The sequence below is a fragment of the Comamonas testosteroni genome, from assembly GCF_000761245.1.
Classification (GTDB): Bacteria; Pseudomonadota; Gammaproteobacteria; order Burkholderiales; family Burkholderiaceae_C; genus Comamonas; species Comamonas testosteroni_C.
The window spans coordinates 40,552-55,415 of record NZ_AWOR01000110.1; the positions used below are offsets into that span (position 1 = coordinate 40,552).

A 14,864-nucleotide genomic window follows, 5' to 3' on the forward strand; every position below is an offset into this window, starting at 1 on the left:
ACGGCTCAGGCCGCGCCATGGCTGAGCCACTGCAGGGCCTGCAGCTGGCCGCGCAACAGCATCACATGGCGTTTGAGCAGCTTGGCGACTTTGGCAGGCAAATCCAGCTGAACAGTGTGCTCGGTGCGCTCCAGCCAGGTCTGCAAGCGCCGCAGCACATCCAGCCAGGTTTCGGCCACCGTCTCCCCCAGGTAGTCAAGCCAGGTCTTGCGCACTCGCTGCAGCAGACCACCCTCATCCAAGGCCATGGATCGCGGGGCCACCGCAACACCATCAAGCAGCTCCTCCAGCTCGGAAACCAGCTTGTGTGAATCCTGCGAGAAGCGGCGCAGGGCATCGACAGCCATGCTGGAGTCCGCGGTGGTCAAGAACAGTCTGGAGCTTTGTGCAAAACGCAGTCCTGCCTGTAACGCCAGAGCAAGACTGTTCTTCGCCATCTGGCCCAGTACGGCCTCCGCGCAAGGCTTGGACGCGGGTGGAACAATTGCACGGCGCCAGGCTGCCTTGACGGCTGCTCTGACCTGAGACCAGTCCAGCAGACTGCCCCCGCAATGCTCCGACCAATGCTGGCGCAGCTCGGCCTCCAGGGATTCGAAACTCCTGCTCCCCCCCGAAGCCGTCTGCCGGGCCCGATATCTGCCGGCCTGCCAGCCCAGCAGATAGGCGGGGTAATACTGATCAAAGCCACGCCCCGGGACGAAGTAAGGCTCGCACATATAGCGCTCGTGCCAGAAGGCCTCCTCGGCCTCCGGCATCTGCAGCAATGGCGACAAGGCGCTCGCATCCCGCGGGAAAGACCCCGGTGCAGGCGGGAAAGAGATGGATAAAGGCAAGGCAGACAACGCAAACAGTCCAATCAACAAAAGGCCTGCTGATTGTTATCCCTGCGCCATCTGCCTCATGTCGTCAACCGTGATTGCACCATGTAGGACGGATCAAGCCCACCGCGAGAGCGAGTGACCACTGCACTGCTTCAGTCGAAATTTTCGTTTTCCAGCCCCAGCTCCTGCAGCTTTCGGGTAATGGTGTTGCGGCCAATTCCCAGTCGGCTTGCAGCCTCCACCCTGCGACCATGCGTGGCTGCCAGAGCCGTTCGCAGCAACTGTGCCTCGAACTGATGGGACAGCTGATCCCATACATCGTGGTGGCCTTGCGACAACAGTTCCTCGGCCTGCTTGCCCAACCCTTCCAGCCAGCCCTCGGTCAATGCCGGCGCTTCGGTCAAAGGCGTTGGCGCAGTGCCAGGCACGGACATGGCTGCCGCCTCAGGCAGGTTTGCCTTGGACTGGTCCAGGCCCACACCACTGCTCAAGGCACCGGCAAAGACTGCTGTGTTCACCGATGCAGAGCTGCCCAGCACTTCGGGCGGCAAGTCCTTGAGTGCAATCTGCTGGGCCGGAGCCATGACGGTCAACCAGTGACAGATGTTTTCCAGCTGGCGCACATTGCCCGGAAAGTTGAAGGTCTGCAGGCGGCTCATGGCGGCAGTGCTCATGCGTTTGGGCTCCACCCCCAGCTGACGCGCGCTTTGCTGCAGGAAATGCTGGGTCAGCATGGGCACATCCTCCTTGCGCTCGCGCAGCGCGGGCAGGCGCAGGCGGATCACATTCAGACGATGGAACAAGTCCTCGCGGAAAGCGCCGTCCTTGACGCGCAGCTCCAGGTCCTGATGGGTCGCGGCAATCACTCGAACATGGGCCTTGACGGCCTGATGTCCGCCAACCCGGTAGAAGTGACCGTCGGAGAGCACCCGCAGCAGACGCGTCTGCAGCTCGAACGGCATGTCGCCGATTTCATCGAGAAACAGCGTACCGCCTTCGGCCTGCTCGAAACGCCCCCTGCGCTGGGTCTGCGCGCCGGTAAAGGCGCCGCGCTCGTGACCGAACAGTTCGGACTCCAGCAGGTCTTTCGGAATGGCGGCGGTATTGATGGCCACAAACGGTCCACCAGCAACCGGAGAATGCTTGTGCAGCGCTCGTGCCACCAGCTCCTTGCCGGCGCCGGACTCCCCGGTGATCAGCACCGTGACATGACTCTGGCTCAGTCTGCCGATGGCACGAAACACGTCCTGCATGGCAGGTGCCTGACCCAGCATTTCCGCCTGCACCGGTGCCTGCACATCGGCCACCTCCTCGCGCTGGCTTTCCTCCACGGCGCGCCGGATCAACTCCACGGCCTTGGGGACATCAAATGGCTTGGGCAGATACTCGAAGGCCCCGCGCTGGAATGCCGAGACTGCACTGTCCAGATCGGAATAGGCCGTCATGATGATCATCGGCAGCCCGGGCTGCTGCGCCCTGACCTGCTCCAGCAGCTCAAGGCCCGAGCCGCCAGGCATGCGTATATCGCTGACCAGCACCTGTGGAGCTTGACGCTCGGGATCGCTGTTGTCCACATCAGCCAGGGCCTTGAGCACATCGCGCGGCTGGGTAAAGCTGCGAATGGGCCAGCCTTCACGCCCCAATGCTTTTTCAAGCACAAAGCGGATGGAAGGGTCGTCGTCCACAATCCAGATTGGCTTCATTCGTGCAACATCCTTCCCTTCTTCTGCATATTGATAATGTCAGGCTTTATGGCAGAGGTATCAGGATTCGGAAATCCGTCCTCCCCGGCTGGCTCTCGCATTCGATCAGGCCATGGTGACGCTGCACAAAGGTCTGAGCCAGCGTCAGACCCAGGCCGGATCCGCCGTCTCTGCCCGAAACCAAAGGATAGAAAATCCGTTCCTTGATGGCATCTGGCACGCCTGACCCGTTGTCGATTACATGCAATTCCAGTGCCAATCTGTAGCGCTCGCGCCCCAGAGTGACCTGTCTGGCCACACGCGTCCTCAGAATGATCTCGGCATCGCCCTCTGCAATGCGCCGCCCCAGCGCCTGGGCCGCGTTCTGAACGATATTGAGCAAGGCCTGTATCAGCTGTGCGCTGTCGCCTCTGAACTCGGGGATGGAGATGTCATAGTCACGCGTGATCTTGAGCCCCTGGGGGTGCTCGACCAGCACCAGTGAGCGCACGCGCTCGCAGACCTCGTGAATATTGACGTCGCCCACCTCATGCGGGTGGCGATGCGGGGCCAGCAACCTGTCCACCAGCGCCTGCAGGCGATCGGCCTCGTGAATGATGACCGTGGTGTATTCCAGCAGCTCGGGCGTGACCAGATCCATCTGCAGCAGCTGGGCTGCGCCGCGAATGCCGCCCAGCGGATTCTTGATCTCGTGCGCCAGATTGCGAATCAGCTCCTTGTTCGCCAGAGCCTGCTCTCGGATGCGTTCCTCGCGATCCTGACGAGCCTGCTGTTCCAGCGGCCACATCTCCACCATGACATGGCCGGCCTTCTCGGCCAGCGAAACAGCCGCGTGAATCGGCAGGGGTTCCTGCCCCAGACGCAGCAGGCTGGCTTCGAAACGCAGCGCAGCAAAGTCGTTGGAACGGGCGCCACTGAGCGCTTTGTCCAGCAAGGCAGGCTCGGCAAAGCAGGTGGCGAAGTCGCTGCCCACCATGATGCGGCGCGACTGGCCCAGGGCATTTTCCAGCGCCGCATTGACAAAGCGCACCATGCCGTACTCGTCAAGCACGGCAATCAAGGTGCAAAGCCAGTCCAGCGATTGGTAGCCGTTGGCATTGGCCTGATCCGGATCAGGCCTGGAGATATCGGGGAGCGGGGCTGCAGTGGAACTCATGCGATAGACCAAAAATGACCAGCCCCAGGGGGCGGATTAGTTGACCGCAGGCAGCCGGTCCAGCTCTCGCTTGATGCCTGCGACATCACTTTCCTGGCGTGTGATATCGGCCTTGAGCTTGGCCACCCGCTCCGGGTAGCCCTGAGGATTGCGCAACTCCAGCGCCGTGCGCACGGGGTTGCCATCGTTGTACTCTGCCTTCAGCTCGGCCAGTCTGGCCTGGGCCTTGTTCAGTTCGCCTTGCAGGATGGCTCGCGCATCGGAGTCACGCGCTTTCTGAGCGGCACTGTCGCTGCGGGCCGGGGCCGGCGCGCTCGATGCAGAGCCACTTGCCGGCTTTGGCTTGGCCGGCGCCGCAGCGGCATTGCCCCCCGAGGCTCTGGTGCCGTGAATCACCGTCACGCCACTGCCATCGACCGGCTTGCACCCTTTGGCCTTGGCCTGCGAAACATTGTTGGTGTACTCATTGCCGCAGCGGTAGATCACATCCTGGGCAGAAACCAGCCCGGATGCGAGACACAGCAACGACAACACATAAAACTTCTTCATTCGGTCCTCTCAGGCAGGCGGCGGCCGCAAGTCCGCAATACCCTGAGTATCGCTCCAAGCCTGCGGCTTTTATTGACTACTTGACCGCCACCAACCCGTTTGGTTCCTTTGCTGCCACGCCCACCGCAGCGGGCGTTCAATAAAAAAGGCGGCTTGCGCCGCCTTTTTTGACCTCTGCTTTACAGCGAGAAGTACATATCGTATTCGACAGGATGCACCGACTGGCGATAGCGAGTCACTTCGCCCATCTTCAGCTCGATGTAGGCATCCAGCATGCTGTCGGAGAACACACCGCCCTTGGTCAGGAACGCACGATCGGCGTCCAGGGCTTCCAGAGCCTGATCCAGGCTGTGGCAGACGGTAGGCACCAGCTTGTCTTCTTCGGGAGGCAGGTGGTAGAGATCCTTGGTCGCGGCTTCGCCGGGATGGATCTTGTTTTCCACGCCGTCAAGGCCGGCCATCAACAGGGCTGCGAAACCCAGGTAGGGGTTCATCAGAGGATCGGGGAAGCGCGCTTCCACGCGGCGACCCTTGGGGTTGCTGACGTAAGGAATACGGATGGAGGCCGAGCGGTTCTTGGCCGAGTAAGCCAGCTTCACGGGCGCTTCGAAGCCGGGAACCAGACGCTTGTAGCTGTTGGTGCCGGGGTTGGTGATGGCATTCAGTGCACGAGCGTGCTTGATGATGCCGCCGATGTAGTACAGGGCGAAGTCGGACAGGCCGGCATAGCCGTCGCCTGCAAACAGGTTCTTGCCATCCTTCCACACGGACTGGTGCACATGCATGCCGGAGCCGTTATCGCCAGCGTAGGGCTTGGGCATGAAGGTTGCCGTCTTGCCGTAGGTGTTGGCCACGTTCCAGATGATGTACTTCTGCAGCTGTGTCCAGTCGGCACGCTCGACCAGGGTCGAGAAGCGTGTGCCGATTTCGTTCTGACCGGCACCAGCCACTTCATGGTGGAACACTTCGACAGGGATGCCGACCGCTTCCAGCAGCAGCGACATCTCTGCACGCATGTCCTGGGTGCTGTCGACAGGAGGAACGGGGAAGTAGCCACCCTTGACGCGAGGACGGTGACCACGGTTACCGGTCTCGAACTTGGTGCCAGTGTTCCAGGGAGCCTCGTATTCTTCGATTTCGAAGAAGGGGTTGTGAGGCTCCGTGCCCCAACGCACGCCGTCGAAGATGAAGAATTCGGGTTCGGGACCGAAGTAAGCGGTATCGCCCAGGCCGGAGGCCTTCAGATAGGCTTCGGCACGCTTGGCGATGGAGCGGGGATCGCGGTCGTAGGCCTTGCCATCACCGGGTTCGATCACATCGCACTGCAGAATCAGTGTGGTTTCTTCGAAGAAGGGATCGATATTGGCAGTGTTGGGATCGGGAACCAGCTGCATGTCCGAGGCTTCGATACCCTTCCAGCCGGCAACGGAAGAGCCGTCGAAAGCATGGCCCGAGGTGAACTTGTCCTCGTCGAAGTGCGACACGGGCACGGTCACGTGCTGTTCCTTGCCGCGGGTATCGGTAAAGCGCAGGTCCACGAACTTGACCTCGTTATCCTGCACCATCTGCATCACGTCTGCAACGGTCTTCGCCATTAGATCTCTCCTGCCAACTTGGCTGATCAAATAAAGAATGAATAGTATCTAGCAGTTTGCGTGCCAACTCGACCTCGGCACCTCACAACAACATCTGCGCACCGAAACCGAGCCTTGGTGTAGAGATATTCGGCACAAGACATAAGCACTTACCTGAGCTGCATCGGCAAACTGCACCAAACAGACGCGCATTGTCTCACTGCCAGAGCACGCCTCACAACTGCACCATCTTGGTGAATATATTTGCACCAGAATGGTGCAAATCAGAAATAGGATTGTTTTTGGTGCATGACACCTGGATCGCCCTGCTGCAGACGCGTCTCAGCGAGCCACCGAAGCTGCACCATCCGAATCATCTGCACCAGGTGCAAACGGGACCTGTGGATCAGCGGCACTCGGCATGGTCTGCGCCCTCATCTGCTCCAGCGCCGCCAGACAGAAGTGGGCAAACCACAGTGCAGAGAAGGCAAACACCAGCGCATAGATCCAGATCGCAATCGGAACCAGAATCCAGAAAGCGGCCAGGAACAGCAGCCCGGAAATCCAGACCACACCGGGTGCTGCGCCCAGATAGCCACAGATCACCCCCATCAGAATGAGCGACATGCGGTGACGGGCAAACAGGGCCCGGCGCTCATCCTTGCTGGCATGCTCGGACAAGGCGTCAAATGCCATGACCCTGTAGGTGAGCCAGCCCCAGATCAGGGGCGCCACCACCAGCATCAGCGGCGGGAACACCCATAGCGGCAAAGTGACAAACAGGGCCAGCAGCGCAATCAGCGTGGAGCCGCCCGACCAGACCAGGCTGGCCACGGTAGAGCCGCCATGCTTTTTCTCAAGCCCGACAAAGCGCCTCTCGGCCACCAGTTGCGTCAGCACTGGTGCCATGAACAGGCCCACCAGCAGCAAAACCAGCACCACGAGTACCGGCATTGCTCCCAACACAACAAAAATGGAAGCCACCACCTCCGAGGCATACCCAAGGCCCAGCCCTTGCAGCCATAGCCACAAGGAATGCAGCCAGCCCACCCCGTCCAGCAGGCCTTGCACCTTGAGGACCGCATCGGCCCAGAAGAAGTAACCAAGAAGCCAGGCCATCAAGGCCATGGCCAGCAGCGGCAAGAGTGACCAGACAATGACCCGCTTATGCAGGCAATACGCCAGGGCACGCCAAAAAGAGTCGAGTAGCAAGCTCATGCCGGCAAGCATACTCAAGGATTGACTTATGCGCGACCCATCAATCGCAGGACAGCCAGCCACTGCTGCGCCCAGAAGCCACGGCCATAGTCGCGCAATTGTCCTTTTGCATTCGCTTGCACTTGATCGCGAATGCCAGTGGGGTCATAGCGCAGATCAAAGTTGGCCGTGCCAAACAACATGTCCCACCAGGGCAACAATACGCCGAAGTTGTTGCCATGCACCTTCTTGTTGCGCACCGGCGCCATGGGCTCGTGGCCAATACCGATGGCGTGATGGCGGCGGTGAAAGCGCGGGCTGATCCACAGGCGCTCGCCCAGCTGGCCAAACCAGATGCGCACATTGGCATGCTGAAAGCTCTCGCTGAGCTGGGTCAGGGCCACGATGGCCACGAACTGCCCCGGAGCCACGCCAATCAGCTGCGCCACCAGCACGATGATGGCGTCATGGATCACGTCGTCGAGCAGGTGATTGCGGTTGTCGCTCCACACCGTCATCTGGCGCTGCGAGTGGTGCACGGCATGCAGCTTCCACCACCACGTAAAGCCGTGCTGACCGCGATGAATCCAGTACTCGACCAGATCGAAGACCACCAGATACATCAGCAAGCTGACCCAGGCATTGTCCGTCACGCCCGGCCAGAGGTCGTCAAGATGAAAGCCCGGCAAGCCCCAGACATGGAGCTGGCCCATGAGCGAATTCCACAGCGGCTCCGTCGTGAAGAACAAGGCCAGCCTGAACAGTCCCAGCCGGTGAATCAGCGTATAGAGGATGTCCACACGAATCGCCTGACGGTCCACCACGGGCTCGACCGGCCTCCAGCGCTGCAGCGGCACGATCACCGCGACCATGACCGCTATCTGCAGCAGCCCCACCAGCAGCCAGCCCGTGGCCGTATAGCCATCTTCGAGCAGGTTCGCCATGCCGAAATGGAACAGGAACGGCTGCACCACGCCTTCGAACAGACGTTGCTGCGCCTCACCAAACATCTGAACCAACCAATCCACAACTCACTCCTCCTGCAGCACTCAGCGGTGCTGCGCAATCCAGCCCTGGTACGCCGGATGCTCGGCCAGCGTACGAAAGCAAAAACCCTTATCCATCAGACCGACGATCAGCGGCTCCAGCACCGCCGGGGCCCAGGGATCCTGGCGCGACCAGATGCCCAGGTGAGCCAGCAAGATATCGCCGCCGCCTATGTTTTTGAGTGCCTGGGCCAGCAAGCGTTCATTCGGATATTTGTCGCTGGGCAGCTCGTCGCCCAGAAAGCCTGCCGGCGCCCAGCCCACATGCTGAAAGCCGCCCTGCTGGGCTGCGGCAATCAGCGCTGGCGATGTCTTGCCGCCCGGCGCACGATACAGCGGCAAGGTCTTGCGGCCCGTGATCTGGGTCAGCCGCTGGGCGGAGCGGGCAATCTCCTGGCGGTATTCATCGGCAGACACCACAAAGCTCTGGCCGGCCCTGGGGCCGGCCGAGGGCTTGACCTTGAAGTGCGTGACCTGGCCCGTGGCCTTGTCGCGAATATCGGCCAGCCAGTACATATGGTCGAAGGTATGGGATGCGAGCTGGTGACCTTCGTCGGCACGCGCCTTCCACCACGGCGCCCAGAAGTCGCCCAGACTGCTGCCGCCTTCTTTCGTGGCCTCATTGGCCGCAAAAAATGTGACGGGAACCTTGTGCTTTTGCAGAACCTGGGCGACAAGCTGGGCTATGCCCATATGCCCGGTATCAAAAGTCAGGTAAACCGCCTTGGAGCAAGTGCCTGAAGCTATCTTTTTTGAAGCTTCGACAGCGAAGGCCGGAGCGGCAGACAGCCCCCCGACCAGCGAGCCGAGCATGAAACAACGTCTTTGCATCCACCCTCCTTGAGGTGGTCAACACGAAAACCAGGCCGTCCCCGCCACTCCGACGCAGCCGGGACCAGCGCTTTAGCGCGCGGCGTGGGACAGCGTCCAGACCCCGTGGGGCGACTTGCCCACATTGACCTGATTGACCACCTTCTTCTCCACTGTGTCGATCACCGACAGCTTGCGCGCCCAGCGCGAGGCCACAAAGATGTAGCGGCCGTCGGCCGAGACATCCATGCAGTCCGGGCCGCCAGGCGCCGGGTAGCTGGCCACGACCTGGCTGCTGACCATATCGATCTTGCTGATGGTATTGGCCACGCGATTGCTCACGTACAGATGGCGGTCATCGCCGGCGGCACGGAAGGCATGCGCTCCGGCAGCCGTCTTGATCTGACCCAGACTGCGTGGCTCGGCGCCGGTGATGTCGAACACCTCGACGCCATCGCCGCCCGTCAGGCCGACAAACAGCTTTTTGCCGTCAGGGCTGCCGTAGACGTCCGCAGGCATGGGGCCGGTGGGCACGCGAGCCTTGATGGTCTGGGTGGCGATATCGATGGCCACCAGGGCATCGCTGTCCTGCATGGTGGAGTACAGCGTCTTGCTCTGCGCGTCGATGAACAGATGGCTGGGCGTCTTGCCGGTGGAGACGCGCTTGACCAGCGTCGGCGTCTGCGTGGCCGCATCCCAGCGGTAGAAATCGATGTGGTTGAGGCGGTTGGCTGCCGTGACGAACCACTTCATGTCCGGTGAAAAGCGCAGATGGTACGGGTCCACGATGTCGCGGATCACGCGCTGCACTGCCCCCGTGCGGGGATCCACCAGCGTCAGCGAATCGCCCAGGGCATTGGCCACCACCAGCGACTTCTCATCTGGCGTCAGGTACAGGTGATGAGGCTCCTTGCCCGTGGGAATGCGCGACTGCTCTTTCCATGTCTGCGGATCGATCACGCTGATGGACGCATCCAGGGAGTTCAGCACAAAGATGGGCGTGGGGCCTTGAACGGCACGCGCTGCCTGTGCCGGCTTGACGGCGGCAGGCGGCACAGGCGCTGCACCGGCCGGTACAGCAGCTGCGGGCGTGACTGCAGGCACTGCCGCGACCGCTGGTGCGGCTGCCTTGGCAGACTTGAAACCGGGCAAGGCCGAAGCCCCCAACCATGCCGCAGCGCCCACGCCCACGACCAATGCCACAGCAGCGCCAGTGCGCCCAATAGAAAGACGTCCCACAACCACCACCTTCTCAGAATCCATGCAGTGTAGCTGCGCCAATGCAGCCGCTGCCAACACAAGCCTTCTGGTTTACAAAGCTTGTTGAAATGCCACGCGAGACTTGCCTTATCGGCGCAGGCAGCATCATGACAACAATTCAAAAACAGGAGCAGTTAGCTCCTACTTTTATTACGGTACAGCTTTAAAAAAGCCTGAAACCGTTGAAATAAAGGCACATGGCGCTCATTTATTGATGAACATCATTGCTCTATAAAAAAAGGAGCCCTAAAAGGGCTCCTTTGCCAACGTCAGTGACGGGTCCTCAGACCTTCCACTTCTCCGCCAGCTTTTCGGGATTCAGCGTGTCATAGCATTCGAAAGGCTGGTGAATCCAGGGGTTGGTACCCAGGAAGTCCACCGAATAGTCAGGCTCGAAGGTCGACACACCCTTGGTCCAGATCACGGCGCTGCGCAGCTCCGTAATGGGTGCGTAGTTGGTCTTGAGCATGGCAATCACGGCCTTGAGCGTGGCGCCCGAGTCCGCCAGATCGTCCACCAGCAGCACGCGGCCGGAAATGTCGCCCTTGGGCGTGGCAATGAAGCGACCGATGTCCAGATGGCCCTGCACCGTGCCGGCTTCGGCGCGGTAGGAGCTGGTGGACATGATGGCCAGAGGCTTGTCGAAAATGCGGCTCAGGATGTCGCCGGGGCGCAGACCACCGCGTGCCAGGCACAGGATGGTGTCGAATTCCCAGCCGGACTGGTGGATCTTGATGGCGAGCTTTTCGATGAGACCGTGGTACTCGTCGTAGCTCACATACAGGTGCTTACCGTCTTCTGTCAGCATGGGCACAGTTCCTTTGAAAGTTCAGTAAAACCCGGCCCGATCAGGCGGCGCTGTACGGGTTGTGCATCAGGATGGTGTGGTCGCGGTCGGGGCTGGTGGACACCATGGCAATGGGCACACCGGTCACTTCAGCGATACGGTCCAGATAACGGCGAGCATTCACGGGCAGCTTGTCGTACTCGGTCACACCCACGGTGGAGTCTGTCCAGCCGGGGATGGATTCGTAGATGGGCTTGCAGCGCTCGATATCGTCCGCGCCCAGAGGCAGCAGGTCGATCTTCTCGCCGTCGAGCTCATAGCCCACGCACAGTTGCAGCTCTTCGATGCCGTCCAGCACGTCCAGCTTGGTGATGCACAGACCGGACAGACCGTTGATCTGGGCCGAACGCTTGAGCAGCGCAGCATCGAACCAGCCGCAGCGGCGCGAGCGGCCGGTGGTCACGCCCTTCTCAGCGCCCACGGTGGACATGACCCAGCCGGGAGTGCCTTCCTTTTCCCATTCCAGCTCGGTGGGGAAGGGACCGCCGCCCACGCGGGTGCAGTAAGCCTTGGTGATGCCCAGGATGTAGTGCAGCAGACCTGGGCCCACGCCAGCGCCTGCGGCGGCATTGCCGGCCACGCAGTTGGACGAGGTGACATAGGGGTAGGTGCCATGATCCACGTCCAGCAGCGTGCCTTGCGCGCCTTCGAACAGCAGGTTGCCGCCTTCGGCGTGCACTGCGTTGAGCTCTCGCGACACGTCGGCAATCATGGGCTTGATCAGCTCGGCATGACGCATGGCTTCTTCGTACACGGCGTCGAACTGAACTTCGCCATCCTTCATGTAGGGAGCCAGGCCGGCACCGAAGTCGAAGTTCTTGGAACCCAGCACATTCACCAGAATGTGGTTGTGCAGGCTCAGCAGCTCGCGCAGCTTGGTGGCGAAGCGCTCGGGGTGCTTCAGGTCCTGCACGCGCAGGGCGCGGCGGGCAATCTTGTCTTCGTAGGAAGGGCCGATGCCCTTGCCGGTGGTGCCGATCTTCTGCACGCCACCCTTTTCACGGGCCGCTTCACGGGCCACGTCCAGAGCCTGGTGGAAAGGCAGGATCAGCGGGCAGGCTTCAGACACGCGCAGGCGCTCACGCACTTGCACGCCGGCCTTTTCCAGACCTTCGATTTCTTCAAACAGCTTGCCCACGGAGAGCACCACACCGTTGCCGATGTAGCACTTCACGCCGGGGCGCATGATGCCGCTGGGAATCAGGTGCAGAGCCGTCTTCACGCCGTTGATGACCAGTGTGTGACCAGCGTTGTGGCCGCCCTGGAAACGCACGACGCCGCTGGCGCTCTCGGTCAGCCAGTCGACCAGCTTGCCCTTGCCCTCATCACCCCACTGGGTGCCGACGACGACCACATTGCGACCTTTGGATGTATTCATATTCCAATCCGATAAATCGAAGAATTAGTCAAATGCCTTAAATGGCTTGCACGACCCATTGCCCGCCGACATTGGCAAGCTCACGGTCGCAGTGGAACTCATCCACTTCGCTTTCATGCCCTGGCAGCACGCAGACCACCGTCTCGCCCTGCTGGCGCAATGCGGCAATGGCGGCAGCCACTTGCGCGTCATCGCCCCAGGGAGCGCGAATGGCTGCCTTGAGCGGACGCTCGGGCACGACAGCCACCAGTTGTTTGATATCGAGGCTGAAGCCGGCAGCGGGACGATTGCGCCCGAACACTGCACCGACTTCGTCGTAACGGCCACCGCGCACCAGGGCATCGCTGCCGCCGGGCACATAGATCGCAAAGCGCGTGCCGCTGTAGTAGGAGTAGCCACGCAGATCGGCCAGGTCGAAGCTGACCTTGACGCCATCCAGGTGCTGCACCAGCCAGCGCAAATGTGACAGCACATTGCGCACGCCGGCAGTGCGCTCCAGCAGCTTTTCAGCTTGATCGAGCACTTCCATGCCGCCGTACAGCTGCAGCAGCGCCATCAGGCCTTCACGCGAGGCCTCAGGGAAATCGCGGGTCAGCTGGGCCAGCTCGGTTGCATCCTTGGAAGCCAGGGCTGCATGAACGCCTCGCAGCACTTGCTCGTCCACCATCACGCCGGCCAGCAGACTGCGCACGATGCGCACATCGGCCAGATCCACGATGACGTCCTTGACGCCCGCACCCTTGAGGCAGTCCAGAGCCAGGTGCAAGGCTTCGAGGTCGGCTTCCAGGCCTTGATGGCCGTAGATTTCAGCACCGAACTGAAGCGGCTCACGCGTGGCACGCGGACGATCGGGGCGCGCATGAACGACAGGGCCACAGTAGCACAGACGGGTTACGCCCTTGCGATTGAGCAAATGTGCATCAATGCGTGCCACCTGCTGCGTCATGTCTGCGCGCAGGCCCATGGTGCGACCGGAGAGCTGGTCAATCAGTTTGGAGGTTTGAAGGGCAAGAGCTTCGCCTGTACCCGTCAACAAGGACTCCAGATACTCCAGCATGGGTGGCATGACAAGCTCATAGCCATAGCTGCGCGCAGTATCGAGCAATCCTCGACGCAATTCTTCGATGTGCCGTGCCTCGGAGGGCAAAACATCGGCAATGTGATCCGGCAGGACCCAAGCAGACATGGAGAAATGGGGAGGCTGTTAAAAATGCGATTCTACCGGCTTTGCCAGCCCTGCCCAATTTGACCGCTAAGGCCTAGCCAGTATCGGCAGTATTCAAAGCAGCACCAGCATGATGGCGCCTGCTGCGATACAGAGCAATCCGCAAAAGCGCAGCTGCCCATCCCTGAGTTGCAGCAGCTGGGCAAACAGCTGGCGCCACAGCCTGGGCGCGAACAGGGGCAGCAGCCCTTCCAGCACCAGCAGCATGGCGATCGCCAGCCCCAGACTCTCCCACCAGTCCATTGCCATCCCCCCAATGAGCAATGGCCCTCAAGGGGCCATTGCTTATATCGCTGTCAAAGCTTTCCGAACTTGCGCAAACAAGGATGCACAACAGGCACTGCTATCGGCAATACACCATGCCACCATGCCTGATCCGAATTTCCGCAAGCCAAGGCTTATTTGCCAGCAGAGCCGCCACTGCGATAAGCCTTGAAGAAGTCGCTTTGCGAAGGATCGAGCACCAGCACATCGCTCTTCTTGGAGAAGCTCTCCTTGTAAGCATCCAGGCTGCGATAGAACTGCGCAAACTGCGGATCCTTGCCAAAGGCTTCTGCGTAGACACGTGCTGCTTCAGCATCGCCCTCACCCTTGATCTTCTGGGCATCGCGGTAGGCATTGGCAATGGTGATGTCACGTTGACGGTCGGCCTCGGCGCGAATCTTTTCACCCTCAGCCGCACCTGTGGAGCGCAACTCGTTGGCCACGCGCTTGCGTTCGGCCTCCATACGGCGATAGACGGACTCGGTGATGGTCTCGGCATAGTCCACGCGAGTGATGCGCACATCGACGATGTCGACACCCCAGGGCTTGGAGCCGCGCACGGTTTCCAGCACTTCACGCTTGACGTCGGCCATCAGCGTTTCACGCTTGGAAGACAGCAGCTCACGCACGGTGCGGCGGTTGATCTCTTCCTGAAAGGCATTGCGTACCACACGGTTGAGCTGCATGGCACCGGCAGATTCATCCAGACCCACGTTACGGATGTATTCCGAAGGCTCGGAGATGCGCCAGCGCACATACCAGTCGATGACCACGCGCTGCTTTTCAGCCGTGAGCATGGGCTCGGTATCGGTGCTGTCGAGCGTCAACAGACGCTTGTCGATGTAGCGCACGTTCTGCAGCGGTGGCGGCAGCTTGAAGTTAAGCCCGGGCTCGGTGATCACTTCCTTGATCTGCCCCAGCGCATAGACCACACCGAACTGACGCTGATCCACCACGAACAGGGTGGAGCTCAGCAAGGCCAGCACCACGAGAATGCTGGTGACAAAAAATCCGATTCGATTCACTGCATTCTC

At 60.8% G+C, this 14,864-nt stretch carries 14 protein-coding genes; all 14 read right to left on the reverse strand.

From position 1 onward, the window contains the following. Window positions 1-5: 5 nt before the first annotated feature. On the reverse strand, window positions 6-773 hold the full coding sequence (locus tag P353_RS26565; RefSeq protein WP_232776943.1) for a hypothetical protein: 768 nt from the start codon (window positions 771-773) through the stop codon (window positions 6-8). A 200-nt stretch (window positions 774-973) separates the two neighbouring features. Next, entirely contained in the window at window positions 974-2,524 is a 1,551-nt protein-coding gene (ntrC, locus tag P353_RS26570; RefSeq protein ID WP_034376351.1) for a nitrogen regulation protein NR(I), read from the reverse strand. Between the two features lie 46 nt (window positions 2,525-2,570). Next, window positions 2,571-3,680 (reverse strand): nitrogen regulation protein NR(II), encoded by a 1,110-nt coding sequence (gene glnL, locus P353_RS26575; RefSeq protein ID WP_034376604.1) that lies wholly within the window; start codon window positions 3,678-3,680, stop codon window positions 2,571-2,573. Between the two features lie 36 nt (window positions 3,681-3,716). Beyond that, window positions 3,717-4,229, reverse strand: coding sequence for a hypothetical protein (locus P353_RS26580; protein WP_034376354.1), 513 nt, complete (start codon window positions 4,227-4,229; stop codon window positions 3,717-3,719). 179 nt (window positions 4,230-4,408) lie between these two features. Continuing rightward, entirely contained in the window at window positions 4,409-5,824 is a 1,416-nt protein-coding gene (gene glnA / locus P353_RS26585) for a type I glutamate--ammonia ligase (RefSeq protein WP_034376356.1), read from the reverse strand. Window positions 5,825-6,145: 321 nt separating this feature from the next. Beyond that, entirely contained in the window at window positions 6,146-7,033 is an 888-nt protein-coding gene (locus P353_RS26590) for an EI24 domain-containing protein (protein WP_034376358.1), read from the reverse strand. A 14-nt stretch (window positions 7,034-7,047) separates the two neighbouring features. Next, entirely contained in the window at window positions 7,048-8,028 is a 981-nt protein-coding gene (locus P353_RS26595; RefSeq protein WP_034376359.1) for a sterol desaturase family protein, read from the reverse strand. A gap of 21 nt (window positions 8,029-8,049) precedes the next feature. Continuing rightward, a complete protein-coding gene (locus P353_RS26600) occupies window positions 8,050-8,877 on the reverse strand; it encodes a polysaccharide deacetylase family protein (protein ID WP_034376361.1) in 828 nt (275 codons plus the stop codon). Window positions 8,878-8,949: 72 nt separating this feature from the next. After that, window positions 8,950-10,119 (reverse strand): YncE family protein, encoded by a 1,170-nt coding sequence (locus P353_RS26605; RefSeq protein ID WP_034376364.1) that lies wholly within the window; start codon window positions 10,117-10,119, stop codon window positions 8,950-8,952. A 280-nt stretch (window positions 10,120-10,399) separates the two neighbouring features. Next, a complete protein-coding gene (locus P353_RS26610; protein WP_034376365.1) occupies window positions 10,400-10,924 on the reverse strand; it encodes a phosphoribosyltransferase in 525 nt (174 codons plus the stop codon). Window positions 10,925-10,964: 40 nt separating this feature from the next. After that, a complete protein-coding gene (locus P353_RS26615; RefSeq protein ID WP_034376367.1) occupies window positions 10,965-12,341 on the reverse strand; it encodes an adenylosuccinate synthase in 1,377 nt (458 codons plus the stop codon). Between the two features lie 37 nt (window positions 12,342-12,378). Continuing rightward, window positions 12,379-13,527: an ATP phosphoribosyltransferase regulatory subunit gene (locus tag P353_RS26620; RefSeq protein ID WP_034376369.1), complete on the reverse strand. Its 1,149-nt coding sequence runs from the start codon at window positions 13,525-13,527 to the stop codon at window positions 12,379-12,381. A 93-nt stretch (window positions 13,528-13,620) separates the two neighbouring features. Continuing rightward, window positions 13,621-13,809, reverse strand: a complete 189-nt coding sequence (locus P353_RS26625; protein WP_034376371.1) for a DUF2065 family protein — start codon at window positions 13,807-13,809, stop codon at window positions 13,621-13,623. A gap of 155 nt (window positions 13,810-13,964) precedes the next feature. Then, window positions 13,965-14,855, reverse strand: coding sequence for a protease modulator HflC (gene hflC, locus P353_RS26630; RefSeq protein WP_003063801.1), 891 nt, complete (start codon window positions 14,853-14,855; stop codon window positions 13,965-13,967). Window positions 14,856-14,864 lie beyond the last annotated feature (9 nt).

Bases quoted from the DNA above. Each gene is read 5' to 3' on its own strand.
- P353_RS26615 (WP_034376367.1), bottom strand. From the start codon at position 12,341: ATGAATACATCCAAAGGTCGCAATGTGGTCGTCGTCGGCACCCAGTGG.
- glnA (WP_034376356.1), bottom strand. From the start codon at position 5,824: ATGGCGAAGACCGTTGCAGACGTGATGCAGATGGTGCAGGATAACGAG.
- P353_RS26580 (WP_034376354.1), bottom strand. From the start codon at position 4,229: ATGAAGAAGTTTTATGTGTTGTCGTTGCTGTGTCTCGCATCCGGGCTG.
- ntrC (WP_034376351.1), bottom strand. From the start codon at position 2,524: ATGAAGCCAATCTGGATTGTGGACGACGACCCTTCCATCCGCTTTGTG.
- P353_RS26590 (WP_034376358.1), bottom strand. From the start codon at position 7,033: ATGCTTGCCGGCATGAGCTTGCTACTCGACTCTTTTTGGCGTGCCCTG.
- glnL (WP_034376604.1), bottom strand. From the start codon at position 3,680: ATGAGTTCCACTGCAGCCCCGCTCCCCGATATCTCCAGGCCTGATCCG.
- P353_RS26600 (WP_034376361.1), bottom strand. From the start codon at position 8,877: ATGCAAAGACGTTGTTTCATGCTCGGCTCGCTGGTCGGGGGGCTGTCT.
- P353_RS26625 (WP_034376371.1), bottom strand. From the start codon at position 13,809: ATGGACTGGTGGGAGAGTCTGGGGCTGGCGATCGCCATGCTGCTGGTG.
- P353_RS26605 (WP_034376364.1), bottom strand. From the start codon at position 10,119: ATGGATTCTGAGAAGGTGGTGGTTGTGGGACGTCTTTCTATTGGGCGC.
- P353_RS26610 (WP_034376365.1), bottom strand. From the start codon at position 10,924: ATGCTGACAGAAGACGGTAAGCACCTGTATGTGAGCTACGACGAGTAC.
- P353_RS26620 (WP_034376369.1), bottom strand. From the start codon at position 13,527: ATGTCTGCTTGGGTCCTGCCGGATCACATTGCCGATGTTTTGCCCTCC.